Below are 24,199 nucleotides of genomic sequence, written 5' to 3' on the forward strand. Positions count from 1 at the left end.
GTTCGACCGTGTCGCTGAAGTCGGTCACGACGACGGGCCTGCAGGATTATGCGGGGACCATGACCCTGGCCGGTGATCTGGTCAGCACGGTCGGCGGTGGTATCCGCGTTGGCGGGCCGCTGACCCTGGCCGGTAATGCCAAGCTGGCGACGGCCGGTGCGGGGGCCGACAATGTCAGTCTGGAAGGCCCCGTCTCCGGCGCGTACCAACTGTCGGTGCAGGCCGGCAAGGGAGCCGTCACGGCGGCCGGCGCGGTTAACGGGCTGAGCGGTCTGGATGTGGCGGGCGGTGTTGTCAGCCTGGCTTCGCCCATATCGGTCACGGGGACCCTGGGCCTGGCTGGCACCACGGTAAAGACCGGGACCTTGTCCGGCCGCAGCGTCGTGCTGACCGGAACCGATATGTTGACGGCCGGGGCGATCACGGCCACGGAAACGGCCACGGTGACCGCCGGCAAGGCTGCCAGCCTGTCCGGCATCACCGCCAACCAGATCACCATTGGTGCCGGTGAGGCATTGACGGTGGGTGCCCTGGTGGCAACCAAGGATCTGACCGTTACCGGCGCCAAGGCGGTGACCCTGACCACCGCAACGGCGGAATCGATCGCGGTGACGGCGGGCGACGCGCTGACGACCAACAGCCTGACAGCGGTGAAGTCTGTCACTGCGACCGGTGCCAAGGCGGTTACGCTGACCAATGTCGCCGGGGCGCAGGTGGCGGCTACGGCTGGCGGCGCCTTGTCGCTGGCCAGTTTGACGGCCGATACAGCGTCGCTGTCCGGTGGGACGATCACGGGCAGCGGGACGCTGCGGGTCAAGGGCGTGCTGCGGGTCGATACGGCGGGGCGCGCGACGCTGAGCGACGTGCAGGTGGGTGGCCTGGCCTATCGCGGTGCGGGAACTTTCAATGCTAATGGTTCCGTGGCGGGCGACAGCGGCGTCGATGCGGCCGATCTGGTCACCGTCCTGGGCGACCGAAATGGGACCTATCTGTTCGCCGGACGCCCCGTCTTTGGCATCGCCAGCACGGTCGAGCGCCATCGCCTGGACGTTCCGCTGGTCCAGACGGTGCCGACCACGGATCGTGACGATGATGCGCGTGCGGCGGCGCCGGTGCTGGACCCGGCACGGGCGGCCGAGGAGCGGGACGGACTGATCGAAATCCGGGACTGACGGGAAAGGGCGGGGGAGACCCCGCCCTTTCCATATCATGCCCCTCAAACGCCGGGCGGCGGCACCCGTGGGCTTGGCTTACGCGGCATGGGCCGCGCGGCGGCCGTCGCCGCCGTACCAACAGTCAAGAATTTTGACCGTTGGTATCAGGATCCGGCTCAGCGCTTCACATCCAGACCCTCTTCATTCACCAGGCTCATCACATCGGCGATGCCGACCAGATTGGCGTCGCCGGGCACGGAATGCTTCAGGGCGGCGGCGGCGGCGGCGAAATTGATGGCCGCATCGGTGGCCATGCCCTTGTCGACGGCATGGATCAGCCCGGCCGCGAAAGCGTCACCGCCACCGATCCGGTCGACAATGCCGTTCAGCTTGTAGGTTCGGGAATAATGGACGCGGTGGTCGCGGGCGACGACTCGGCCCGTGATTTCCTGATGGTCGACATCGTGATGCGCCCGGATGGTTGAGGCCAGCCTCTGCAGATCCGGCCAGGTCTTGAAAGCCAGTTCGGCCGCCGCCAGGAAACGTTCCGACGGCGACAGCGTATGGAAATCAGCCCCCAGGATCAGGGCGATGTCGCGTTCGTTGCCGAACATCAGGTCCGCCGTCGCGGCCAGCCGGGCAAAGACGGCGGGCGCATCGCCGCCCCGATCCTGCCACAGCTTCGCCCGGTAATTGCAGTCGAAGGAGACCTTCACGCCGGCGGCCTTCGCCGCTTCGGCCGCCGCGACCACGGCTGCTTCGGCATGGGCACTGACGGCGGGCGTGATGCCGCCGATATGCAGCCATTGCGCCCCGGCCAGCAGCGACGGCCAATCATAGGCGGCCGCCTCCGTCTGGGCGAAGGCGGAACCGGCACGGTCATAGATGATTTCCGACGGGCGCTGCATGGCGCCAACCGTCAGGAAATAGAGCCCCATGCGGCCGTGGCGCATGTGGATGGCGCGTGTGTCGACGCCATGGCGGCGCAACTCGCCGCGGCAGGCCTCGCCGACGCCGTTTTCCGGCAGGGTGGAGACGACGGCGGCATCCCAGCCGAATCGGGCCAGGGAGACGGCGACATTCGCCTCTGCCCCGCCAAAGCTCACGTCCAGGCGGGGAGTTTGCAGCAGCATTTCCCGCCCCGGGGCCGTCAGCCGCATCAGCAATTCCCCGAAACACACGATACGGCTGGTCATCGACATTTCCCCCTTGGCCAATCTATCCCCCTGAACCTGCGGGATTTGTGCCACATCTTGATACAAACTTGGCGAAATCATTGCAAAAGCCTATTGCCACCGGTGTCAGTTCGGGACATTAATGGGCCTGTCACCGGTGTCAATGCCATCAAGGCAAAGCCGGCAACAGTATACGCGAATCCGTCCGGCGCTCCTCCATCCCCCTGCCAGGCAGTGGGTCCAAGGCGGGGGAAAAGACCAGGGCGATATAACTTTGAAGGGGAAGGAAGCTATGAAGAAGCTCGCGGGTACGCCCTGCATCCGTCGTCGTTTGGCCGGTGCCTCCGCCCTGGTCATGCTGGCCGGCCTGATCCCGGCCGCAGCGCAAGCCCAGAGCACGGGCGGCGACCAGTTGGAAGAAATCGTCGTCACCGGCTTCCGCGGCAGCCTGGCCAGCGCCATCAACAAGAAGAAGAATGAGAACGACATCGTCGATGTCGTCAATGCCGAGGATATCGGCAAGTTCCCGGACACCAATCTGGCCGAATCTCTGCAGCGCATCCCCGGCGTGTCGATCGACCGTGACGGCGGCGAGGGCCGTTCGATCACTGTGCGTGGTCTGGGCGCGCAGTTCACCCGCGTCCGCCTGAACGGGCTGGAAGCGCTGGCGACGACGGGCGGCAAGGATGGTTCGGGCGGCGCCAATCGCGGCCGCGGCTTCGACTTCCAGGTCTTCGCGTCGGAACTGTTCAACAGCCTGACCGTGCGCAAGTCCGCGTCGGCGGAGACCGAAGAAGGCTCCCTGGGCGCCACGGTCGACCTGCAGACGGCCCGGCCCTTTGATTACAACAAGTTCGTTTTCACCACGGCCGGCAAGATCGGCTACAACGACCTGTCGAAGTCGAAGGACCCGCGCGGCACCCTGCTGGTGTCCGACACCTTCGCCGATGGCAAGATCGGCGCCCTGGTTTCTGTCGCCTATGCCCAGACCAACCGGCTGGAGGAAGGTTCTTCCACCGGTCGTTGGGAACGCGGCATCGATACGATCGGAGCCATCGGTACCAATGGCAATGGCAGCGCCACCAGCAACTTCCTGTTTGGTGGTCCGACGCCCACGACCGTCAGCAATTCCCCGGCCAACCGCGCCCTGCCCGAACAGTCGGCCTGGCACCCGCGCATTCCGCGCTATGGCCGTCTGGACTATGACCAGGATCGCCTGGGCGTGACGTCGGCGCTGCAGTTCAAGCCGTTCGAGACGACGCAGATCGATCTGGACCTGCTCTATGCCAATCTGAAGGGCACGCGCCAGGAACAGTATCTGGAAGTCATCTCCTTCAGCCGCAATACCGGTGCGGGCGGCATGGGCGGCACCACCGTTGTCAACGCCAAGTATGACGACATGGGCAACCTGATCGCCGGCACCTTCAACGGTGTCGACGTGCGTACCGAACAGCGCCTGGACGAGCTGGAAACCAAGTTCCTGCAATATTCCGTGGGGCTGAACCAGGAATTCACTGATACGTTCCGCTTCAAGGGGCAGGCCGGCTGGTCGTCGTCCAAGCAGGATAATCCGGTGCAGACCACGCTGTCGCTGGATGCCTATAACGTCAATGGCTACAGCTATGACTTCACCGGCAACAAGAACCTGCCCTCCTTCAATTACGGGTTCGACGTCACCGACCCGTCCAAATATATCTTCAGCCCGTCGACCCGCTTGGCGAAGGGGGGGACCATCGCCGGCGATCAGTCGCTGATCCGCATGCGTCCCAACAAGACGGATAACGAGTTCCGCACCTTCCGTGGCGACTTTGAATGGGATGCCAATGACTGGCTGCAATTGCAGGCCGGCGGCATTTTCAAGAAGTACGACTTCACGACGGTGGAACAGCGCCGTTATGCCACCATCGACCCCTACGGCAATGGCACGGCAACCCTGACCGAAGCGGCCGTTGCGCTGCCGGCCGGCACGACCATCGCCAGCATCTCCGATCTGGTCACCGGTTTCGGCCGCCATCTGGGCATGCCCGACGGCACACCCACGGCCTGGGTGGTGCCGTCGATCGACAAGGTGGCGCAGATCCTGGACATCTACTGCAACTGCAAGAACGCCTACGGCGATTTCCGTCTGGACAAGTCCAACCAGCTGGGCGCCAACCGATCGGCAGGGGAGAAGAGCCGCAGCTTCTATGTCCAGGCTGACTTCAACACCGAACTGGCCGGCATGCCGGTGCGCGGCAATATTGGTGTCCGTCAGGTGAAGACGGAACTGACCTCGGTCGGGTATGTCGGTACGACGCCTGTCACCATCGAGCGTGACTATGACAACACGCTGCCGGCCCTGAACCTGACGCTGGAACCGGTGGATGATTTTCTGGTGCGCTTCGGCGCCGCCAAGGTCATGGCACGCCCCGATCTGCCGGATCTGACCCCTGGCGGCTCGATCAACAACAATGCGCTGACCCTGTCGATCGGCAATCCCTATCTGGAACCGATCAAGGCCGATACGCTGGATCTTTCATTCGAATGGTATCCGGAGAAGGAGACGCTGGTTTCCGTCGGCCTCTTCTACAAGAATATCAAGACCTATATCCAGAAGGTCTCCGAAACCGTGGCCTTCAAGGATACGGGCCTGCCGTCGGTGCTGTTGGCCAATGGCAACACGGTGGACAGTGTCTTTACCGTCACGCGATCGCAGAACACCAGTGGCGGTCCGCTGAAGGGCCTGGAAATCTCGATCCAGAAGCCCTTCACCTTCCTGCCGCCGCCGTTCGATAATTTCGGTGGCATCGCCAACTTCACCTATGTGAAGTCCGATATCGATTACCTTGTCGGCAAGAGCACCGTTACCGAAGCGCTGGTCGGCCTGTCGCCGAAATCCTTCAACGCCACGCTGTATTACGAAGTGGAGGGGTTCAGCGCCCGCGTCTCCGGTTCGTTCCGCGACCAGTACCTGACGCAGATCTCGCCGGGTAACAACAACGATATCCGTGGCAAGGCTTCCACCTTCAACCTGGACGCTTCGGTCAGCTATGACGTGACGGATCAGGTGTCGGTGACGTTTGAAGCCATCAACCTGACCGACCAGTTCGACGAGCGCTGGGTCGGCACCAGCAGCCGCCAGAACCTGGAAGAATATGTCCATTACGGCCGTCAATTCTTCCTGGGCGCCAAGTACAAGTACTGATCCTCGTTATCCCTGTTCCTGAAACTCCATGCGGCCCCTCCGGACAGGAGGGGCCGTTTCCTTGTCCGTCCTTTCATTTCTGGGGAGTATCGGTTCCGTGAACATGTCGGCTTTCAGCGCCCTGCTGCGCACCTCGCCCGTCATTCCCGTTCTGACGATCGAGCGGGTGGAGGATGCAGGGCCCCTGGCCGTGGCCCTGCATGCGGGTGGTCTTTCGGTGGTTGAGGTGACCTTGCGTACGCCGGCCGCCCTGGACGCCATCACGGAAATGAAACGGGCCGTGTCCGGCCTGGTGGTGGGTGCCGGCACCATCCTGAAGCCGGCGGACCTGGATGCCGCCATGTCGGCTGGTTCGGATTTCATCGTCACGCCGGCAACCACGACGGCCCTGGTGGCGCCGCTGCGCGCCTGCGGGGTGCCGGTCGTTCCCGGTGTCGCCACACCCAGCGAGGTGCTGGCCCGTCTGGATGACGGGTTCGATGTGCTGAAGCTGTTTCCAGCCGAACAATATGGCGGGGCGGCGACCATCGCGGCCCTGGCGGCACCGCTGCCTCAGGCCCGCTTCTGCCCGACGGGCGGCATCGGCCGCGACAAGGTCGCCTCTTATCTGGCGCTGAAGAATGTCGTCGGCGTCGGTGGTTCCTGGATCGCCACCAACAAGCAGATCGCCGCCGGCGATTGGGCTGGCATCACGGAGAACGCCCGCGCGGCGGCGGCCTTCGCCGCCACCTGATCAGCATCGTCACAGGCTGTTCAGATAGTCTTCAAGGTTGGTGTAGCCATCGCCGTCGCGGTCCTTGGCCCCATCGGCCGGGTCGGCGGGGTTCAGGGCGTGCGCCTGTTCCCAGGTGTCGGGCATGCCGTCGCGGTCGCTGTCGACCGGGGCCGTGCCCGATGCCAGCGCCGGCCAGCCGCCGACATCATCCTGGCTGTTGATCAGCCGACCTTCACCCTTGGCTACGCCGGCGATGATGCGTTCATCCACATTGTCGCGCGTGCGTCCGGCACCGGCCCTGGCCAGCACCGCCTTGAAGGCGTCTGCTGCGGGTTCCGTTGCCACCGCCGCCATGGGGATGGGGGCGGGCTGGCGATATGCCGGCGCCTGCACGCCGCTGACCAGCGACCAGGGGTCGGCCGGTTCCGCATGGTTCATCCAGTTGCCGGCGAAATAGGCCCTGGCCACCGGGCTTTTCTCATCAAAGGCCATGGCGCCCTTCGAATTGGGGCCAGCAATGTAGTAATTGTTCACGAAATTATAGGCGGAGACGGCGTCCGTATCGGCATTGTAGCCCGACGCCCCCTCCTTGCCTGCCCCCTTCCAGTTGAAGAAGACATTGTTGCGGAAATCGATGAAGGGGCCGGTCGGGTCGTCCGCTGCGCTCTCGAAATTGCCCGGCCGCGGCATGCGCGACGAATGGTTGGCCCAGAGATTATGATGGAAAGAATAGCGGGCGCCGAAGGAACCGCGCACCAGAGAGCCATAGCCATGGTCGCCCTTGGCGTGGATGGAATGGTTCAGGCTTTCGGCGATGACGGACCATTGCACCGTCACCTGATCCAGCCCGGTCATCCCGTCCTTGTATTTCTGGGAGACGGACAGGCTTTCATCCGTCGACCAGCTGGCCGAGACATGGTCCAGGATGATGTGTTTGCCATCGGTGATGGAGATGGCGTCGCCTTCCTGACCGCCGGCACTGCCCAGACGGGAGCGGATATGGCGGATGACCACATGGTTGGCTGACACCAGCAGCGGATAATCGCGCAGGCTGATGCCGCCGCCGGGGGCGGTCTGACCCGCGATGGTGATGAAATCGTTGCGGACATGCAGGGGGGATTTCAGCTGGATCGTGCCGGATATGGCGAAGACAATGGTGCGGGGCCCCTTGGCCTTCACCGCCTCCCGCAGGGTGCCTGGCCCGTCATCATCCAGGCTGGTGACGATGAAGACGCGGCCGGCGCGTCCTCCCATCGCATAGGCCCCGGCCCCTTCCGCGCCCGGAAAGGCCGGGATCGTGGCAGGTACCACATCAACCCCAGCGGCAAGGGTGGCGGGAACCAGTAGGCAGGCGGTGGCCAGCAGGCCAGAAACGACATGGTGACGCAGCATCCTGGCATCCTCCCCGGCGGACATTTTCGGCGTTTACAGCCATTCTGATACAAGATATCCTGACACCGGTTACCATTCCCGGCCCCATGCAGGCAATTGTTTTAAATCCACGCGGCCTGGTGATTTCGTATCATCCGTTAAGTCATTTTGTTTTCAGGGTTGCTTCCGCCCCACAGAGGGTGCAGTAAGTCAGCCATTGTCCCGGGGGACAATGGTCACGCATACCCAGCAAAGGGATGACGCCGCATGCCCGGTGCCCGCATTTCCGCCCCGCCCGCGCCCGAAACGGAGGGGGGGACCCGCGTCTATGTCTGGGACCAGAAGCGCCGGCCGACGATCAATGACGTGGCGCGGCTGGCCGAGGTATCGAAGAAGACCGTGTCGCGCGTCATCAACCAGTCGCCGCTGGTGAATGAGGAAACACGCCAGAAGATCGCCAAGGTGATCGATGATATCGGCTATGAGCCCGATCCCCAGGCGCGTGGTCTGGCGTCGCAGCGATCGTTTCTGCTGGGCATCATCTATGACAATCCCAACAGCCAGTATGTGGTGAATATCCAGAGCGGAATTCTGGAGGCCTGCCGCAAAAGCGGGTTTGAACTGGTCGTTCATCCCTGTGCCCGCACCAGCCCCAGTTTCCTGAAGGAGATGCGGCAGTTCGTGGAGCGGCAGAAGCTGGACGGCGTCATCCTGCTGCCGCCCTTGTCGGAGGATGACGCGCTGGCCGCCATGCTGACGGAGGTCGGGTGCCGCTTTGTGCGCGTGGCCTGTGTGCCGCTGGATGTGGCGGCCCACCTGGTCGTCTATGAGGATTACAAGGGAGCGGCGGAGGTGGCCGACCATCTGGTCGGGCTGGGCCATCGCCGCATCGGCTTCATCGCCGGCACACCGCAATACCGGTCGGCCCAGGAACGCCGCCGGGGCTTTGCCGATGGTCTGGCGCGGCACGGTCTGGCGCTGGACCCGGACTATTACGCACAAGGCGCCTACACGTTTGAAAGCGGGCAGGAATGTGCGGAAAAGCTGTTGTCATTGCCCACCCCGCCCACGGCCATCTTTGCCTGTAACGACGAAATGGCGGTCGGCGTCTATCGCGTCGCCTATCGGCGGGGCATCGCCATTCCCCAGCAATTGACCGTGGTGGGCTTTGATGACAGCCCGCTGGCGTCCCGCATCTGTCCCGCCTTGTCCACGGTACGATCACCCATCCGCGACATGGGGCGGATGGCGGCGGAAAAGCTGATCCAGCGCATCGCCCAGCCCGACGCCAAGCTGCGCGAAACCATCGTGCAGCCGCATCTGGTTGTGCGCGAAAGCAGTGGTCCGGCACAGTAGGGCCCTTGCGCCTGCCTTGCCAGGAAACCGGTGTCATCGTAAGGTGGCGCCCTGATCCCCGATCCCTTCAGGAGCCCCCCGGTGTCCGTGTCCCAGGAAATCGCCCAGCGTTTTGTCGCCGCCCGCCGTGCTGCCAGCAGCCTGCCCGACTATCCGGGACAGATCCCGGATACGCTGGCCGCCGCCTATGACATCCAGGATGCGGCCCGCGCCCTGTGGCCCACGCCCGTGCGCGGCTGGAAGATCGGCATGGTGCCGCCGTCTTTCCGGGAGAAGCTGGGGGCCATGCGCCTGGCCGGGCCGGTGTTCGACGGTAATATCTGGGATTATTCGTTGGGTGACACTGTCGACCTGCCCATCATCCCCGGCGGCTTCGCTGCCGTGGAGGGGGAGTTCGTGGTGAAGCTGGCTGCCGACATGCCGACCACCGGCGCGGGGGACGAGACGGAGGCCCTGTCCCTGATCGCATCCGTCCATGCGGGTATCGAACTGGCGGGCAGCCCGCTGGCCACCATCAATGATCTGGGCCCGACCGTGGTGGTCAGCGATTACGGCAACAATGCCGGGCTGATCGTCGGTCCGGCCCTGTCCGGCTGGCGTGAAGCGGCGGCGGAAAGCCTGACCGTGGGGACAAGCATCGACGGCGCCACGGTGGGTACCGGCAGCTTTGCCAGCATCCCCGGCACGCCCGTGGCGGCCCTGGTCTTCCTGATCAACCATTGCCGGGCCCGCGGCATTGCCCTGCCGGCCGGCACGCTGGTCACCACGGGGGCTGTGACGGGCATCCATAAGATCGGGTTGGATCAGTCGGCCAGCGTCACCTTCAACGGTGATGTCACCATCCAGGTCCGCACCGTTCAGGCCAAGCCGCGCTGAACGCGTCAGCGCGTCGCCGATTGGGCCAACTCGGCGTCCGTATCGATGACGATTTCCACGCGGCGGTTTTCCGACCGCCGCGTGGGATCGTCCGTGACCGGGCGGCTGTCGGCAAGTCCCAAGGCGCCCAGCCGGTGGGATGGCACGCCGAAGGCTTCCAGCGCACGGACGACGGCCGCCGCACGGGCGGCCGACAATTCCCAGTTTGACGGGAAGCGCACCGTCTTGATGGCGACATCGTCGCTATGGCCTTCCACGGTGATGGAGCCGGGAAGGGCCAGCAGGTGGGGCGTCAGCGTGCGCAACAGGTCCAGCGCTTCCGGCTGCAGCGTTGCGGAGCCGGAATTGAACAGGATACGGTCGCGCACAACGATGGAGACCTTGCGGTCCTGGGTCGTGATATCGACTTCCGGCGGCAGACCCATGGCCTCCAGGTGCGTCAACCATTGCCGCGCACCCGGCGACAGTTCGCGATCCCTGGCCGGCGGCGGCGACGGCATATCGGCCACGGCGGGTGGCTGGGGCACCGGGGCGGCGATTGGACGGGATGGGGCGTTCGCCACCATTGGCGCGGGGGTACCCGCTGCCGATGGTGACGGTGAAACCGGCTCTACGATGGCGACGGGATGCGGTTCCTCCAGAACCTTTTCCACGACGGCGGCGTCGGCGCGTTCCTTGTCGGTCGGGTTGGCGATGCGCCCGTCCATGCCCATCAGGGCCAGCATGCCCAGAAACACGGTCATCAGCACGGTCACCATGTCCATATAGCTGACGACCCATTCCTCCGTTTCCTCGGCCGGTTCGGCGGGTTTGATGCTGGTCGCCTTCACGTTGGCGGCGCGGCGGGCGCGTTCAGCGTCCACCGGTTTGCGCAGGGGTTCAGCGGCCACTGCGCACCTCTTCATGCGCTTCCAGCAGATAGGTATCCAGGGTCTCCTGGATCACCGACGGGGAGCGGCCGAGATGGGCCAGCACGATGCCTTCCAGCAGGACATTCATCTGCGCCACCTGTTCGGTGGTGCGCTGTTCCAGCTTGATGGCCAGCGGCTTGAAGACAAGATTGGCCAGGATCAGCCCGTAAAGCGTGGCCAGCATGGCCACTGCCATGGATGACCCGATCAGGCCGATATCGCCGGAGCCGAGCTGCTTCAGCATGCCGACCATGCCGGCCAGGGTACCCAGCAGGCCGAAAGCGGGCGCGAAGGAGGCCAGCACGCGGAAAAAGCGGGACTTGGCCTGTTCGGCTTCCACCATCTTCTGGATGCGCCAGTTCATGATGTGCATCAGGTCGTCCAGCGACGCCCCGTCCACCACCATCTGCATGCCCAGGCGCAGAAAGGGGCTGGCCACCTTGCGCACCCGCTCGTCCGCGGCCTGGATATTCTTGCCGTAGAGCAGCTTGCCCACTTCCACCAGTTCGGCCACGTCACGGTCGGCGCCGCCGGGCCGGCGGAAAACGGAGGCGACGGCGCCCAGGGCCGCGCCGATCTCGTCCCCGCGGAATGCGAGCAGCGCCACGCAAGTGACGCCACCGCCGACGATGATCAAACCTTCCTGATTATAGAAAAAGCCGGCGTCACCGCCCGAGTGGGTGACAAACCAGAGCAATCCTGTCGAAGCTGCGATGCCGAGAAGGCTGGTCAGGATGAAGCTGGAACGACGGGATTGGGCCATAACCGGTTAACGCCAAATTTAAGGAAAATTAAACTGTTTCCCAAGAGTAAAGCATACTGTCATGTGCATCAACAAACCGAAGGGTCACACCGTGCAGATCAGCCAGCGGTTGTCGCCAGGGCTGAGCGACCAGCCCAAAGATCAGCGATCTCCTGGCTGATGGCATCCTGGCGCGCGCTGGTCAACTGGCTGGACAATTGCTCCAGCCGTTCCCGTATCCGTTCACGCGCGCCCGTCAGGGTGGATAGTCGTGCCAGTTGTTCAGCCAGATAGGCATCCAGCAGGATGGCCGTCAGGCGGGCCAGACGGTCCAGCCGGGCGGCGCCGGCCAGCACATTTCCGGACGGCAACTGGATCAGGCAGTCGGGAGGGCGCGCCAGATGGGGCAGCGGCGGCAGCCGCACCTGGGCGGGGCCCGTGGCGGCGGCATGGGTGATGTCGATCGCCTGGTTCTCCGGCAATTGCCGGTTCAATGCCGCCGCCAGATCGGCCAGGGCCGTGACCTGCCCGGGGGAGGGCAGCCAGCGCGAGGTGTCGATGCCGCGCGCCTGTGCTGCCGATAAAGTGCGGCTGCCAATGATCAGCGGTTGGCGCACCGCGGCGGGCAGTGCTTCGACGACGCGACCGGCCAGCCCGCCGGTGAAGCCCTGTTCCGGACCGATCAGCAGGTGCAGGGCGGGGGTGGCATTGCTGACGGCATCCGACGGACCGAAGACGGCCAGTCCCTGTCCGGCGGCATCGGCAAAGCGGCCGGCCTCCGGCATCAATGACTGGGCCCGCTGCTGCTTGGCCGCCGCCAGCGACCGCAAAGCCTCCACTACCCCCAGCAGGCTGCTCAGCGTGGCCTGACGATATTCCAGGGCCGCAACGCTCATCCTTCGACCGCCTGGATCAACCCACGCAGCAGGGACAGGTCGGCCTCGTCCGCGCCGTGCGGGTGGGTCAGCCGGCCGGCCAGTCCCTCATGCGCATCGGCGGCATCGGCGATGGCGTCGCGCCGGCCGGCGACATCCGGCAGGTCCAGCCCGGCCAGCAGCCCTTCGGCATGGGCCAGCAGCAGGGCCACTTCCGCCGCCAGACCACGGGGATGGCCCTGGCGCTGCTGCAAAAGGGTGCGCAGCCGGCGGCCATTGTCGACGACGATGCGGGTGCGTTCATCGACCAGCCCGCCGAAGCGGGTGAAGGCCTCCAGTTCCAGGAACTGCGCATATTCCAGCTTCAGCCGCTCGGCCAGGCTGCGCAGGGCGGGCGGCTGGGTCCGCGCGCCGACGCGGCTGACGGAGCGGCCGACATCGACGGCAGGCCGCTGGCCCGCCTGGAACTGGCGGGCATCCAGCACGATCTGCCCGTCGGTGATGGAGATCAGGTTGGTGGGGATATAGGCCGACATGTTGCCGGCCTGGGTTTCCACCACGGGCAGGCAGGTCAGCGACCCGCCGCCCTTGTCCTCCGACAGCTTGGCCGCGCGTTCCAGCAGGTGGGCATGCAGGTGGAAAATATCCCCGGGGAAGGCCTCTCGCCCCGGCGGGCGGCGCAGCAGCAGGCAGATCTGCCGGTGCATGGCCGCATGCTTGGTCAGATCATCCAGCACCAGCAGCACATGCCGGCCCGTATCCCGGAAATATTCCGCCATGGTCATGGCAGCCGAAGGGGCCAGCCATTGCAGGCCCGGCGGCGCATCGGGTGGGGCGACGACCACGACGCTGCGGCCCAGCATGCCGCCCGTGCGCAGGGTTTCCACCACTTCGCGCACGGCCGATGCCCGCTGCCCGATGGCGCAATAGACGGGGATGACGTCGCCATCCTTCTGCCGCAGCATGGCATCCACCGCGATGGTCGTCTTGCCCGTGCCGCGATCGCCGACGATCAATTCCCGCTGGCCCCGTCCGATCGGGTACAGGGCGTCGATGATGGTCGTGCCCGTGGCCAGCGATTGGGCCACGCTGCCCCGGTCGGTCAAGGGTGGAGCGGGCTTTTCCACCGGGTCCTGACGTTCGGGTCGCAGCGGGGCGCCCCCATCCAGGGGCCGGCCCAGCGGGTCGATGACCCGACCCAGCAGCGTGTCGCCCACCGGCACGCGGGCGACGCGGCCGGTGCCGCGCACCACGTCGCCGGCCTGGATATGGTCGCAAGGGCCCAGCAGCAAACAGCCAAGCCGATCGGCGGCCAGATCCAGCACCAGACCCGGTACACCGCAGGGAAAGCTCAGCAATTCATCGGCGCGGGCGTCCGACAGTCCCGTCACCTGGGCAATGCCGTCGCTGATGGCGCCGACGCGGCCGACGGCTTCCCAGCCCGGCGCGGGCGGGACATGGTCCAGCCGGTGCCGCGCCGTCGCCGCCCATTGCTCAAGCGCCTGGGAGAGCGTGGTCTGCATGGGTCACCCTGTCACGCGCCGCCGCCAGGGCCTCGCGCCAGCTATGGCGGATGAAATGGTGGCGGAACTGCAGTTCCACCCCGGCGATCAGCGACGGGTCCAGCCCCCAGCTGAGATGCAGCCCGTCGCCCAGCACGGCCTTGATCCGGCGGGCCAGGGCCGTTGCCTCCGCCTGGGGCAGGGGGAAGGCAGTCAGGATCTGGGCATCACCCTTGCCGTTCAGCAGCCGCGCGCGGCCCGCCTCGTCCAGGGCTTCCAGATCGTGGCACAGGCTGTCGATGAACAGCCGCGTCGCCATTTCCGGCCTTGTGTGGGCCAGCAGCTTGGTGGCGATGGTGACCGCCACCTCTCCGGCCTGGGATTCCAGGGCGCGGCGCGCATCGGTGCGTTCCTGTTCCAGCCGGGTGCGGCCGGCGTCGCGCAACTGGTCGGCGATGGTGCGCGCATCGGCCAGGATGGCGGATCGTTCCGCATCGGCCGCGGCCCGCGCGCCAGCCCGCAGACGGTCGGTTTCCGCGGCCAGGGCCGCCCGCTCGGCGGTCAAATCCTCACGCTCCCGGGCGGAATTGCGCAGGGCGGCATCGGCCTGTTCCCGGCGTTCGGCCAGGGCCGTTTCCCGCCGGTCGATGGCGGCCAGCACAGGCTTGTACAGAAACTTGCCCAGGAGCCAGACCAGCACCAGGAAGTTCAGTGCCTGCAAGGCCAGGGTGGTCAGGTCGATATGCATGGGCTTATTGCACGAACGGGTTGGCGAACAGCACCAGCAAGGCCACGACCAGACAATAGATGGCCGTTGTTTCGATCATGGCCAGACCGACGAACAGGGTGCGCGATACCGTGTTGGCGGCATCCGGCTGTCGTGCGATGGCATCCAGTGCTGCCGCCACGGCGCGACCTTCGGCCAGTGCCGGGCCGATGGCCCCGAAACTGACGGCGAAGGCGGCGGCCAGGATGCTGATCATCTCGATCGTCATGGCATCAACCTTTCTCGATGGTACCGACGGCCCCGCCAATGAAGACGGCGGCCAGGATGGTGAAGATATAGGCCTGGATCAGGCCCAGCATGGTTTCCAGCGCCATCAGCGGCACCGGCACCATGAAGCCGGCCAAGCCCAGGACGATGGCAATGACGAATTCCCCGCTCATGACATTGCCGAACAGGCGCAGCGTCAGGGACAGGGTGCGGGTCAGGTCCGACAGGATGTTCAGCGGCGTCATCCACCAGCGCGGATGGGCGAAACTGGCCAGATAGGCCCAGAAGCCCCGCCGCGCCACGCCCAGCACCTGGGCGGCGCCGAAGGTGACCAGGCCCAGCGCCATGGCCGTTTCCAGCTTGGCCGTGGGCGACCCGAAGCCCGGTACCAGCCCCGCCAGATTGGCCGTGGCGATGAAGATGAACAGGGTGCCCAGCAGTGGCAGAAAGGGCCGGCTGTCCGTCTGCATCACCTCGTCCAGCTGTGCCTTGACCGTGGTGACGATGGCTTCCAGCACAATGCGCACGCGGCCGGGATTCTCGGCATCAATCCGGCGCGTCAGCAGCCAGGACAGGCCCGTCAGCAGCACCGTCAGCGTGACCGATTCCACGACGGACCAGCTGATGGCCAGCGGCCCCAGCGTGAAGGCGGTGGCGGATTCGAAGGGGGACGGCAGGTTCATGCTGCCCCCCTTTCCCGGCGCAGCATGAAGGGCCGCGCAATCAGGAAACCGCCCAACAGGCCCAGCAAGGCCCAGGCCCCCTGCGTGGCGGCCAGCACGAACAGGCCCGCCGTCGCACCCACGCGCAGCAGATGCAGCCCGGCCGCCGGCGCCACCCGCCCCTGGGCGTAAAGCCGTGTGTTCAGGGCCAGCAGGTGGAAGAACAGGGCGCCCAGCGCGGCACCCGCGGGCAGCGCCAGCAACCCGGCGACGGCACCGGGACCGTTCAGGGTTTCAATCATGGCCATTCTCCTCCGTCACGCGGCGCCAGGCCATCCAGCAACCGATGGCGATGCCCGTGAACAGCAGGGACAGGGTCCAGAATTGCCCCGACCCGTTGCGCCCATCCAGCCAGCGACCCAGGAACAGACCGCCCAGCGGCGGCAGCACGATAAGCCAGCCCAGTGTGCCGATCAGGGCCAGGGTGGCGCCCAGACCGCGCTTCTTCTCCGCCAGCGCCCGTTCCTGGTCGCGCTGGTGACGGCGGATCGGGTCGATCAGGGGCGGTTCCGTCATGGTCCGGTTCCCCCCGCCGTGTGCCCGTTCTCCGCCACGCTGTCCAGCATATGGCGAATCAGGGCGGCCTGAAGCCGGTGTTCGGTTGTGGTGTCCTGCTGTCGCTCCGCCGCCTCCCGCGCCGTGCGCGCCCGGATCTGGTCGATCAGAGGGCCCAGTTCGGTACCGATATCGGCCTGCGGTGTGGTAACCATGATGTCGTCGCCCGTCACCTGAAGCAGCCCACCGGATACCGCGCAGTAGCTTTCCACCCCATCATCGCCGCGCAGGGTCAGCACGCTGGGTTCCAGCACGGTGATGAAATCGGCATGGCCGGGCCTGATGGCGAAGGCGCCGCTGCTGTCCCGTCCCGCGACCTGGAACAGGTCGCCGCGGTCGACGATGGTGGAAAGCGGGGCCAGGACAGTCAGCCTCATGATGTGCGGCTCCGTTTTTCCCGCTCCCGCGCCTGGGCCAGCGCCCCCACCATGTACAGCGAGCTTTCGGCCCAGCCGTCGGTTTCCCCGTCCAGGATGGATTCGCACCCGTCCAGTGTGTCCTGCACGTCGACCGACACACCCTCGCGCCCGGTGAAGCCGCCGGTGACGAAGAAGGGCTGGGTCAGGAAGCGCAGCAGGCGGCGGGCCCGCGTCACGGTCAGGCGGTCGGCCGGGCTCAATTCATCGATGCCCAGCAGGGCGATGATATCCTCCAGCGACCGATAATGGGCGATGGCGCCGCGCACGGCCTCTGCCACCCGATGGTGGCGTTCGCCCACGAAGGACGGGTCCATCAGGCGGGAGTTGGAGGCCAGTGGATCCACCGCCGGGTAGAGTCCCTCTGCCGCCACAGCGCGCGACAGCACGATCGACCCGTCCAGATGGCTGAACAGTTCCGCCACGGCCGGATCGGTGAAATCGTCGGCCGGCACATAGACAGCCTGGATGGCCGTGATGGCCGCACCGGGGACGGACGCGATGCGTTCCTGCAATTCCCCGATCTCCCCCGCCATGGTCGGCTGATAACCGACGCGCGCCGGCATATGGCCCAGCATGCCGGAGATTTCGGCGCCGGCCTGCACGAAGCGGAAGACATTATCCATCAGCAGCAGCACGTCGCGGCCCATGCCGTCGCGGAAATGCTCGGCCAGGGTCAGGGCTGTCAGACCGGCGCGCCAGCGGGCACCCGGCGGTTCCGCCATCTGGCCCAGGACCAGGGCCGTGCGCGACAGCATGCCCGACCCGCGCATATCCTCCAGCAGTTCCTGCGCCTCACGCGAGCGTTCGCCGATGCCGGCGAAGACGGACAGGCCATGGTCGCGTTCAGCCACGGTGCGGATCAGTTCCATGATCAGAACGGTCTTGCCCACGCCCGCCCCGCCGAACAGGGCCGCCTTGCCACCGCGCACCAGCGGGGCCAGCAGGTCGATGATCTTGATCCCCGTCCATAGCGGCGACCGCCGGGCCGACCGTCTGGACAAGGATGGGGCCGGCCGATGGATGGCCCATTGTTCCAGGCCATCGGGCAGGGGCCCCATGCCATCAACGGGCCGGCCCAGCACATCCACCACCCTTCCCAGCATGGGCTGGCCCACCGGCACACGCAGCGGCGCCCCGGTGCGGCGGGCCGTCGCCCCGCGGGCAAGGCCTGAAACGCTGTCCATGGCAATGGCCAGCACCTGTGTCGGGCTGGCATGGGCGCGCACCTCCGCGACCAGCGGCCCGTCGCGCGTTTCGACCTCAACCACTTCGTCCAGGGCAGGCAGGCCGGCGTCGAAACTGATCTCCAGCACCGACCCGTGGATGGCAGTTACCATGCCTTGGTTCAGCACCTTGTCGCCCAGGAACTTCGTCAACGGCAAATCCACGGTGGCTATTCGCTTCCTTCGATCCGGGGACAGGTTCGCACGGGCACAGGACCGGGCGAAATGATCCAGGGCAATTGGTGATGGGTAAATTATTCACTCGGCATGTTGTTCGGCGGGCGGCTCCTGGGCCCGGCTATTCCGTCTTCGGCGGGGGATTGCGTTGGAAAAGGCCGGATAGCCAGGACAGGGGGCCCTTGGGGGCTTCGGCTTCGGCTTCCGTCGTCGGCCCGCCGGCGCCGTCGGTGACCAGGATGGCGGCGCGGCGCTCGGCTTCGACCCGAACGCCGTCGCGCACCATCTGTACAGCGGCGGGGCCTTCGACATGCAGGATGCCGGCGCCTTTCGCTGCGGCGATGGCATCCGGGCTGGTGCAGCGGGTCAGGATGCAGCGCTTCTTGTCCACCGGCCCCAGCCAGGCGATGCCCTGGGACAGGTCTGGCGCCGTGCCATCATCGCCAATCCAGGGAATCCGGTACCAGTCGACGCGGGGCAGTTCGGTGTCGGACGGGGCGGAGATCGGCACATGGTCCAGCGCGACCTCGATCTCCTCCACCCGCGCGACCTGCAAGGCCTGCTGGAAGGTCGGGCGCAGGGCCGTCCATTCCAGGAAAGGCAGTTCCAGCACCAGCTTCCCGTGCAACCGGGCAGGGAAACGGGCCACGATGTTGCGGAACTCATCCCCCACGACCGTGGCGGCATGCAGCTTTACGGCCAGCGGCAGGTCATGGGCCCCTGTGTCACGCAGCAGGTCGTACAGCATCCGCCGGTCCAGCAGGCTGGTCACCTTGTCGTAAAGCCAGGGATTGCGGACCAGGTTGGTGCCGAACAACCGGTCCAGCGCCTGGATCGACACGGTGCGTTCCACCATCACCGGGTTCAGTTCACCATCCTCCTCCAGCCGGAAGATCGGCGTTTCCCGTAACAGGGAGGAGAGATCGACGGCGTGCAGGGTACGTTCTATGGACAAGAACCGCTCCAGCGCGCCAGCGCCCGGGGGCGCGTCGGGGAACCGTTCTGCCCCGTCGGCGGCCACCAGTTCCTGCACGGTGGTCGCGAACCGCTCCGCCTCGCGCGCCAGATCATACCAGTCCACGCTGATCAGGCCCCGCCGGTGGTTGCCCATCAGTGAAGCGATCTGCGCCATCGCCTCCCGTCGTGCCTCCAGCTGCTCGTTCGGGATGATCATTACGACGCGGGCATGTGCCAGTTCGAAGATATCGATGGACCGTTCCTCGCCGGCCAGCCAATGCAGCAGGGTGCGGCGGAACACCGGCTCGTCGATATGCAGAAGCGACGACAGGTCAAGGATGGCTGCGTGCTTCTGCGGCTTGTCGCGGCGGATGCGCGCCGCCAGCGTCAGCAAATGCGCGTCGTCAGTGGAGAGACTGGGGTCCATCTTTACGACCGGCCTGCGGAAAATATTCGATAATCATAGCGTTACCGGTGTGGCAGCGCAAAAGCTGATTGCCGGTGTATGCGCAAGAATATCGCTACCCCCGCTCCAGACCCGAAATCCTACCGATTTGCGGGGGACAGTCCTGTCGGACTTGACAGGCGGCATCAACTTGAACAACGTTCAAGGTCTGTGGCATGGCCTGCCGCCGGAATTGCTGCTCGTGACCCGCGGGGCGAGGGGCTATAGTGCGCTGATTGGTTGGAGGACGCTGATTCCATGAAGAAGATCATCCTGCTTGTCCTGGCGCTGCTGGTACTGATTGGTGCCGGCGTCGGCGGCTATGTGATGTTCGGCCCGAAGCCGGCCAAGGACGGCGAACATCATGAAGAAGAAGCGCCGAAGAAGAAGGAGCGGGTGGGGCCGCCCGTCTTTGTGCAGGTGGGCCCGATGATCGTGCCTGTTCTGGGTGCCAAGAAGGTGGAACAGAACATCATGGTCACTGTCAGCCTGGAGGTTGACGACGATACGGTAAAGGAACAGGTCCGCAATCAGAGCCCGCGCCTGATCGACGCCTATGTGCAGGCGCTTTACGGCGGTATCGACAAGGGACAGGTCATCGACGGCCAGGTCATCAATATTCCAGCCTTGAAGTTGAAGCTTCAGGAGACGACGGACAAGGTGCTGGGCCCTGGTGTTGTGCATGACGTCCTGATCCAGTCGGTCAGCCAGAGACCCGTTTACTGATCCAACCAGTTGCCAGACATTCTGGATGCCGTCGGAAACACGCTCCTCCATGCGTGCTTTTCAATGACGGCGTATTGCCGCATTTAAAAACGCATGGCATGCTTCCACCTGCCAAATGCCGCCGGCCGTTCGGGTCACAAAAATCAGAAGCGGCATCTTCAACAGGGTAAGGAAACGACATGACCACGCAAGTGTTGTACTTCGTGCTGGCATGTGGGGTGCTGGCCATCCTCTACGGAATGGTCACGGCCCGTGCCGTGCTCTCCGCCAGCCCCGGCAATGACCGGATGCAGGAAATCGCCCACGCCATCCAGATCGGCGCGGGTGCCTATCTGAACCGCCAATATACGACCATTGCCATCGTCGGCGTCGTCATCGCCATTCTGGTCGGTGTGCTGCTGGGTGTGCATGTGGCCATCGGCTTCGTGCTGGGGGCTGTGCTGTCAGCTGCTGCCGGCTATATCGGCATGAATGTGTCCGTGCGCGCCAATGTCCGCACCGCGGAGGCCGCGCGCCAGGGTCTGGCGCAGGGCCTGTCGCTGGCCTTCCGCGCCGGCGCCGTCACCGGCATGCTGGTGGCCGGTCTGGCCCTGCTCGGGGTTGCCGGTTACTATTTCGTGCTGACCAGCATGGGGGTGGAAGGCCGGCCGCTGGTCGACGCGCTGGTGGCGCTGGGCTTCGGCGCCTCGCTGATTTCCATCTTTGCCCGTCTGGGTGGTGGCATCTTCACCAAGGGCGCGGACGTGGGCGCCGATCTGGTGGGCAAGGTCGAAGCCGGCATCCCGGAGGATGATCCGCGCAACCCCGCCGTCATTGCCGACAATGTCGGTGACAATGTCGGCGATTGCGCCGGCATGGCGGCCGACCTGTTCGAGACCTATGCCGTGACGGTGGTGGCCACCATGGTGCTGGCCAGCATCTTCTTTGCTGGCCAGGATGTGCTGGCCTCGGCGCTGGTCTATCCGTTGGCCATCGGCGGCGCCTGCATCATCACCTCCATCATCGGCACCTACTTCGTGAAGTTGGGGTCGAACAATTCAATCATGGGTGCGCTGTATAAGGGCTTCATCGCCTGCGGCGTGCTTTCCCTGGTGGCGATCGCCGGTGTGACGGCCTGGGTTCTGCCCCAGGGCTTCGATACCGCCTTCACCACGGGCGGCGGCGTGTCCTTCACGGCACGCGACCTTTACTATTGTGCCGTTGCCGGCCAGGTGGTGACAGGCCTGATCGTCTGGATCACCGAATATTATACGGGCACCAACTACCGCCCCGTGAAGTCGGTGGCGCAGAGCAGCACGACGGGCCATGGCACCAATGTCATCCAGGGTCTGGCTGTCTCCATGGAGTCCACAGCCCTGCCGGCCTTGGTGATCTGTGTCGCCATCGTCGTCTGCTTCCTGTTCGCTGGCCTGTTCGGCATCGCCATTGCCGTGACCAGCATGCTGGCCGTGGCCGGCATGGTGGTGGCGCTGGACGCCTATGGTCCCGTCACGGACAATGGCGGCGGCATCGCCGAAATGGCGGACCTGCCCAAGGATGTCCGCGTCACCACCGACGCCCTGGACGCCGTGGGCAACACGACCAAGGCCGTGACCAAGGGCTATGCCATCGGTTCGGCAGGCCTGGGCGCCCTGGTGCTGTTCGCGGCCTATAATGAGGATCTGAAGTTCTTCATCGCCAATGCCGCCACCTATCCCTATTTCGACGGCGTGACGGTGGATTTCAGTCTGGCCAACCCCTATGTCGTCGTCGGCCTGATCCTGGGTGGCCTGCTGCCCTATCTGTTCGGTGCCATGGGCATGACGGCCGTCGGCCGCGCCGCCGGGTCGGTGGTGGAAGAGGTGCGCCGCCAGTTCCGTGAGGACAAGGGCATCATGGCCGGCACGTCCAAGCCCGATTACGGCCGGGCTGTCGACATGCTGACCAAGGCCGCCATTAAGGAGATGATCATCCCCTCCATGCTGCCGGTGCTGGCGCCGGTGGTGCTGTATTTCCTGATCGCCGCCATCGCGGGCAAGGGGGCGGCTTTCTCCGCCGTCGGCGCCATGCTGCTGGGCGTCATCGTCACGGGTCTGTTCGTCGCCATTTCCATGACGTCGGGCGGCGGCGCCTGGGACAATGCCAAGAAATATATCGAGGAAGGCCACCATGGCGGCAAGGGCTCGGACGCGCATAAGGCGGCCGTGACCGGTGACACCGTGGGCGACCCGTACAAGGACACGGCCGGCCCGGCCGTGAACCCGATGATCAAGATCACCAATATCGTGGCGCTGCTGCTGCTGGCCATTCTGGCCCACGGCTGAGGCTTCACAGGTTTTGTGCGCGCCCCGGTCCAACGGATGGACCGGGGCTTTTTTTATGCTTCATGGTCGATGACGGGACCTGCGGCTACGTCGTCCGGGGTGACCGGTGCGACCTTGTGACCTTCCAGCCAGGCGCGTGCCCGTTCCCGATGTTCCGTGCGGATGGCGCCGGCCGCCGTGCGCAGGGCCAGGGTCAGCACGGCCAGATCGTCCGTATAGCCCAGCACGGCGATGAAATCGGGGATGGCGTCCACGGGCGCGATGAAATAAGCCAGCGCTCCCAGCAGCACCGCCTTGTCACGCAGCGGCGTGGCTGGGTCGGTGGCGGCATAGCGTGCGGCGACAATCCGGTCAGCGAACGGAATACGCGCCAGCGACCGGCGCAGCTTGTCCCAGAAACGCCGACGCACAAGGTCGGCATCGCTGCGCATCTTGATCGGATCGATGCGCAAGGCTTCGGCCTGATATTTGTCGGCGGGGTCGGTCATAGGGTGCATATGGAGGGTCGCGTACCCGGACGCAAGTCCGGCGTCACCCCGGTCGCACACCGGTATAGCGGGCGCGCGGCCGGATCAGCACGGCGGACCGCGACTGTTCCAGCAGATGCGCCACCCATCCGGCACTGCGCCCGACTGTAAACAGGGTCAGCGGCGCATGCGCCGGCAGGCCCAGCCGTTCGGCCAACAGCACCAGGGCGAAATCCACCGTCGGGGCCGATCCAGCCATGTCGGTGGCCGCGCGCGCCAGCCCCATGGCGCGGCGCAGGCGCGCATCCTGCGGCCAGGTGGCCGTCATCCGCTTCAGCAGCCAGGCCGCCCGCACATCGCCATGGGGATAGAGCGGATGGCCGAACCCCGGCAGTTCATCGCCGCGTGCCAGCAGGGCTGACAGCGCCTGCACCGGATCGGCACTGTCCAGCAGGCCGGGCAGGATGGCCGCCACCCGCGCTGTCATGCCCCCGTGGCGCGGACCCCGCAGCGCGCCGATGCCGGCAGAAAAGGCGGCGTAGGGGCTGGCGCCGGTGGAGGCGACGCAGCGCACCGTGAAGGCGGACGCGTTCAACTCATGATCAGCGCACAGCACCAGGGCGGCCCGGATCAGTTCCGCCGCTGGTCCCGACACGCCCCAGGCGCTGGCTAGTTGCAGATGGATGGGTTGGGATGACGGCGCGGTGCCGGCCAGCACGGCCGCCGTCAGGCGCAGGATGCGCGCGCCCGTGCGCGCCAGACCGGCCGGTGTGCGGTTCACCGCCTTCAGGTCCGCCGCTGCCGCCAATGGCAGCAGGGCCAGCAGCCGGTCCAGTGGATCCAGCCCTGACGGCAATGTCACGAAGCCTGGCAGGGATGGCGGCTCCTCCGCGAACGGATCATCGGACGCGTCCCACAGCAGGGTGGCCACCCCTTCCAGCGTGGCGCCTGCCGCCAGATCGCGCGCATCGCGACCCCGGTAGTAAAGCCCGTCGCCTGTGATCAGCGTGATCGCCGATTCCAGCACGGGTGCGCCCCAGTCCAGGGCGCGGTCGTTTGCCGCCTCTGCGGGACGGTCGCGCCTTGTCACCAGATTGCGCACATCCTCGGCCCGGTAAAGCCGGGTACGTCCGCCGGCCGGCGCCTCCGACCGGATCAGGCCGCGGCTGACATAGGCATAGAGCGTGGGCAGGCTGACGCCCAACTCGGCCGCCGCTTCCTTTGCAGACAGGGTCAAAGGCTGGCTCATCAGTACATCCATCGCTGTATATATTGATTTATTGAATCAATATTGACTGTATATCGAAGCCGGCCGACGCTGTCCATCAATGAGACACGGAAGAAAGGAGC

The 24,199-nt window shown here is 65.6% G+C and carries 23 protein-coding genes; 7 read left to right on the plus strand and 16 right to left on the minus strand.

Features of this window, described 5'->3' with window-relative positions:
- A partial coding sequence (locus tag ACODTW_RS16065) for a hypothetical protein (RefSeq protein ID WP_488947067.1) occupies positions 1–1,172 on the plus strand: 1,172 nt, incomplete at its 5' end.
- 158 nt (positions 1,173–1,330) lie between these two features.
- Here the strand turns inward: ACODTW_RS16065 and ACODTW_RS16070 are convergent.
- Entirely contained in the window at positions 1,331–2,350 is a 1,020-nt protein-coding gene (locus ACODTW_RS16070; protein ID WP_488947068.1) for a PfkB family carbohydrate kinase, read from the minus strand.
- Between the two features lie 271 nt (positions 2,351–2,621).
- Here ACODTW_RS16070 and ACODTW_RS16075 point away from each other — a divergent pair, with 271 nt between their 5' ends.
- Both ACODTW_RS16075 and eda read left to right on the plus strand, forming a co-directional pair.
- Positions 2,622–5,513, plus strand: a complete 2,892-nt coding sequence (locus ACODTW_RS16075; RefSeq protein WP_488947069.1) for a TonB-dependent receptor — start codon at positions 2,622–2,624, stop codon at positions 5,511–5,513.
- Between the two features lie 103 nt (positions 5,514–5,616).
- Positions 5,617–6,246, plus strand: coding sequence for a bifunctional 4-hydroxy-2-oxoglutarate aldolase/2-dehydro-3-deoxy-phosphogluconate aldolase (gene eda / locus ACODTW_RS16080; RefSeq protein ID WP_488947183.1), 630 nt, complete (start codon positions 5,617–5,619; stop codon positions 6,244–6,246).
- A 9-nt stretch (positions 6,247–6,255) separates the two neighbouring features.
- Here eda and ACODTW_RS16085 read toward each other — a convergent pair whose 3' ends face one another.
- A complete protein-coding gene (locus ACODTW_RS16085) occupies positions 6,256–7,620 on the minus strand; it encodes a pectate lyase family protein (protein ID WP_488947070.1) in 1,365 nt (454 codons plus the stop codon).
- Between the two features lie 246 nt (positions 7,621–7,866).
- Here ACODTW_RS16085 and ACODTW_RS16090 point away from each other — a divergent pair, with 246 nt between their 5' ends.
- Positions 7,867–8,955 (plus strand): LacI family DNA-binding transcriptional regulator, encoded by a 1,089-nt coding sequence (locus tag ACODTW_RS16090; RefSeq protein WP_488947071.1) that lies wholly within the window; start codon positions 7,867–7,869, stop codon positions 8,953–8,955.
- Positions 8,956–9,036: 81 nt separating this feature from the next.
- Positions 9,037–9,831 carry a 2-keto-4-pentenoate hydratase gene (locus tag ACODTW_RS16095; RefSeq protein WP_488947072.1) on the plus strand — a complete coding sequence of 265 codons (795 nt, stop codon included), beginning with the start codon at positions 9,037–9,039 and terminating at the stop codon, positions 9,829–9,831.
- Between the two features lie 5 nt (positions 9,832–9,836).
- Here the strand turns inward: ACODTW_RS16095 and ACODTW_RS16100 are convergent, their stop codons facing one another.
- The 12 genes from ACODTW_RS16100 to ACODTW_RS16155 all read right to left on the minus strand — a co-directional run bounded on the left by ACODTW_RS16100 (position 9,837) and on the right by ACODTW_RS16155 (position 19,335).
- Entirely contained in the window at positions 9,837–10,721 is an 885-nt protein-coding gene (locus tag ACODTW_RS16100) for an OmpA family protein (protein WP_488947073.1), read from the minus strand.
- Complete coding sequence (locus ACODTW_RS16105; RefSeq protein ID WP_488947074.1) at positions 10,711–11,505, minus strand: motility protein A; 795 nt, start codon at positions 11,503–11,505, stop codon at positions 10,711–10,713. Before ACODTW_RS16105 ends, ACODTW_RS16100 begins: the two co-directional genes overlap by 11 nt.
- Before the next feature lie 98 nt (positions 11,506–11,603).
- The gene (locus ACODTW_RS16110) at positions 11,604–12,380 is read right to left on the minus strand and encodes a F0F1 ATP synthase subunit gamma (protein WP_488947075.1); all 777 of its coding nucleotides are present in this window, start codon (positions 12,378–12,380) and stop codon (positions 11,604–11,606) included.
- Positions 12,377–13,882: a F0F1 ATP synthase subunit alpha gene (locus tag ACODTW_RS16115; RefSeq protein ID WP_488947076.1), complete on the minus strand. Its 1,506-nt coding sequence runs from the start codon at positions 13,880–13,882 to the stop codon at positions 12,377–12,379. Before ACODTW_RS16115 ends, ACODTW_RS16110 begins: the two co-directional genes overlap by 4 nt.
- Positions 13,854–14,609 (minus strand): F0F1 ATP synthase subunit delta, encoded by a 756-nt coding sequence (locus tag ACODTW_RS16120; protein WP_488947077.1) that lies wholly within the window; start codon positions 14,607–14,609, stop codon positions 13,854–13,856. Before ACODTW_RS16120 ends, ACODTW_RS16115 begins: the two co-directional genes overlap by 29 nt.
- 4 nt (positions 14,610–14,613) lie before the next feature.
- Positions 14,614–14,856: a F0F1 ATP synthase subunit C gene (locus ACODTW_RS16125; RefSeq protein ID WP_488947078.1), complete on the minus strand. Its 243-nt coding sequence runs from the start codon at positions 14,854–14,856 to the stop codon at positions 14,614–14,616.
- 4 nt (positions 14,857–14,860) lie between these two features.
- Positions 14,861–15,538: a F0F1 ATP synthase subunit A gene (gene atpB, locus ACODTW_RS16130; protein WP_488947079.1), complete on the minus strand. Its 678-nt coding sequence runs from the start codon at positions 15,536–15,538 to the stop codon at positions 14,861–14,863.
- Positions 15,535–15,819 (minus strand): N-ATPase subunit AtpR, encoded by a 285-nt coding sequence (locus tag ACODTW_RS16135; RefSeq protein ID WP_488947080.1) that lies wholly within the window; start codon positions 15,817–15,819, stop codon positions 15,535–15,537. The genes atpB and ACODTW_RS16135 overlap by 4 nt, the downstream gene beginning before the upstream one ends.
- Entirely contained in the window at positions 15,812–16,093 is a 282-nt protein-coding gene (locus tag ACODTW_RS16140) for an AtpZ/AtpI family protein (protein WP_488947081.1), read from the minus strand. The genes ACODTW_RS16135 and ACODTW_RS16140 overlap by 8 nt, the downstream gene beginning before the upstream one ends.
- On the minus strand, positions 16,090–16,509 hold the full coding sequence (locus ACODTW_RS16145) for a F0F1 ATP synthase subunit epsilon (RefSeq protein ID WP_488947082.1): 420 nt from the start codon (positions 16,507–16,509) through the stop codon (positions 16,090–16,092). Before ACODTW_RS16145 ends, ACODTW_RS16140 begins: the two co-directional genes overlap by 4 nt.
- Positions 16,506–17,888, minus strand: a complete 1,383-nt coding sequence (gene atpD, locus ACODTW_RS16150) for a F0F1 ATP synthase subunit beta (RefSeq protein ID WP_488947184.1) — start codon at positions 17,886–17,888, stop codon at positions 16,506–16,508. The genes ACODTW_RS16145 and atpD overlap by 4 nt, the downstream gene beginning before the upstream one ends.
- A 184-nt stretch (positions 17,889–18,072) precedes the next feature.
- A complete protein-coding gene (locus ACODTW_RS16155; RefSeq protein WP_488947083.1) occupies positions 18,073–19,335 on the minus strand; it encodes a hypothetical protein in 1,263 nt (420 codons plus the stop codon).
- 276 nt (positions 19,336–19,611) lie between these two features.
- On the opposite strand from ACODTW_RS16155, the gene ACODTW_RS16160 reads away from it, so the two are divergent.
- Positions 19,612–20,079: a flagellar basal body-associated FliL family protein gene (locus tag ACODTW_RS16160; RefSeq protein ID WP_488947084.1), complete on the plus strand. Its 468-nt coding sequence runs from the start codon at positions 19,612–19,614 to the stop codon at positions 20,077–20,079.
- Between the two features lie 179 nt (positions 20,080–20,258).
- Positions 20,259–22,382: a sodium-translocating pyrophosphatase gene (locus ACODTW_RS16165; protein ID WP_488947085.1), complete on the plus strand. Its 2,124-nt coding sequence runs from the start codon at positions 20,259–20,261 to the stop codon at positions 22,380–22,382.
- A gap of 53 nt (positions 22,383–22,435) precedes the next feature.
- Here the strand turns inward: ACODTW_RS16165 and ACODTW_RS16170 are convergent, their stop codons facing one another.
- Both ACODTW_RS16170 and ACODTW_RS16175 read right to left on the minus strand, forming a co-directional pair.
- The gene (locus ACODTW_RS16170; protein ID WP_488947086.1) at positions 22,436–22,870 is read right to left on the minus strand and encodes a YkvA family protein; all 435 of its coding nucleotides are present in this window, start codon (positions 22,868–22,870) and stop codon (positions 22,436–22,438) included.
- A 43-nt stretch (positions 22,871–22,913) separates the two neighbouring features.
- Complete coding sequence (locus ACODTW_RS16175; RefSeq protein WP_488947087.1) at positions 22,914–24,098, minus strand: citrate synthase; 1,185 nt, start codon at positions 24,096–24,098, stop codon at positions 22,914–22,916.
- Between the last annotated feature and the right edge of the window lie 101 nt (positions 24,099–24,199).

This window comes from Niveispirillum sp. FG148, from assembly GCF_057809655.1.

Coding starts and splice junctions, on each gene's coding strand:
- eda (WP_488947183.1), top strand. CDS start 5,617: ATGTCGGCTTTCAGCGCCCTGCTGCGCACCTCGCCCGTCATTCCCGTT.
- atpB (WP_488947079.1), bottom strand. CDS start 15,538: ATGAACCTGCCGTCCCCCTTCGAATCCGCCACCGCCTTCACGCTGGGG.
- ACODTW_RS16170 (WP_488947086.1), bottom strand. CDS start 22,870: ATGACCGACCCCGCCGACAAATATCAGGCCGAAGCCTTGCGCATCGAT.
- ACODTW_RS16070 (WP_488947068.1), bottom strand. CDS start 2,350: ATGACCAGCCGTATCGTGTGTTTCGGGGAATTGCTGATGCGGCTGACG.
- ACODTW_RS16165 (WP_488947085.1), top strand. CDS start 20,259: ATGACCACGCAAGTGTTGTACTTCGTGCTGGCATGTGGGGTGCTGGCC.
- ACODTW_RS16110 (WP_488947075.1), bottom strand. CDS start 12,380: ATGAGCGTTGCGGCCCTGGAATATCGTCAGGCCACGCTGAGCAGCCTG.
- atpD (WP_488947184.1), bottom strand. CDS start 17,888: ATGGTAACTGCCATCCACGGGTCGGTGCTGGAGATCAGTTTCGACGCC.
- ACODTW_RS16155 (WP_488947083.1), bottom strand. CDS start 19,335: ATGGACCCCAGTCTCTCCACTGACGACGCGCATTTGCTGACGCTGGCG.
- ACODTW_RS16135 (WP_488947080.1), bottom strand. CDS start 15,819: ATGATTGAAACCCTGAACGGTCCCGGTGCCGTCGCCGGGTTGCTGGCG.
- ACODTW_RS16075 (WP_488947069.1), top strand. CDS start 2,622: ATGAAGAAGCTCGCGGGTACGCCCTGCATCCGTCGTCGTTTGGCCGGT.
- ACODTW_RS16085 (WP_488947070.1), bottom strand. CDS start 7,620: ATGCTGCGTCACCATGTCGTTTCTGGCCTGCTGGCCACCGCCTGCCTA.
- ACODTW_RS16105 (WP_488947074.1), bottom strand. CDS start 11,505: ATGGCCCAATCCCGTCGTTCCAGCTTCATCCTGACCAGCCTTCTCGGC.
- ACODTW_RS16145 (WP_488947082.1), bottom strand. CDS start 16,509: ATGAGGCTGACTGTCCTGGCCCCGCTTTCCACCATCGTCGACCGCGGC.
- ACODTW_RS16115 (WP_488947076.1), bottom strand. CDS start 13,882: ATGCAGACCACGCTCTCCCAGGCGCTTGAGCAATGGGCGGCGACGGCG.
- ACODTW_RS16140 (WP_488947081.1), bottom strand. CDS start 16,093: ATGACGGAACCGCCCCTGATCGACCCGATCCGCCGTCACCAGCGCGAC.
- ACODTW_RS16125 (WP_488947078.1), bottom strand. CDS start 14,856: ATGACGATCGAGATGATCAGCATCCTGGCCGCCGCCTTCGCCGTCAGT.
- ACODTW_RS16175 (WP_488947087.1), bottom strand. CDS start 24,098: ATGAGCCAGCCTTTGACCCTGTCTGCAAAGGAAGCGGCGGCCGAGTTG.
- ACODTW_RS16090 (WP_488947071.1), top strand. CDS start 7,867: ATGCCCGGTGCCCGCATTTCCGCCCCGCCCGCGCCCGAAACGGAGGGG.
- ACODTW_RS16160 (WP_488947084.1), top strand. CDS start 19,612: ATGAAGAAGATCATCCTGCTTGTCCTGGCGCTGCTGGTACTGATTGGT.
- ACODTW_RS16120 (WP_488947077.1), bottom strand. CDS start 14,609: ATGCATATCGACCTGACCACCCTGGCCTTGCAGGCACTGAACTTCCTG.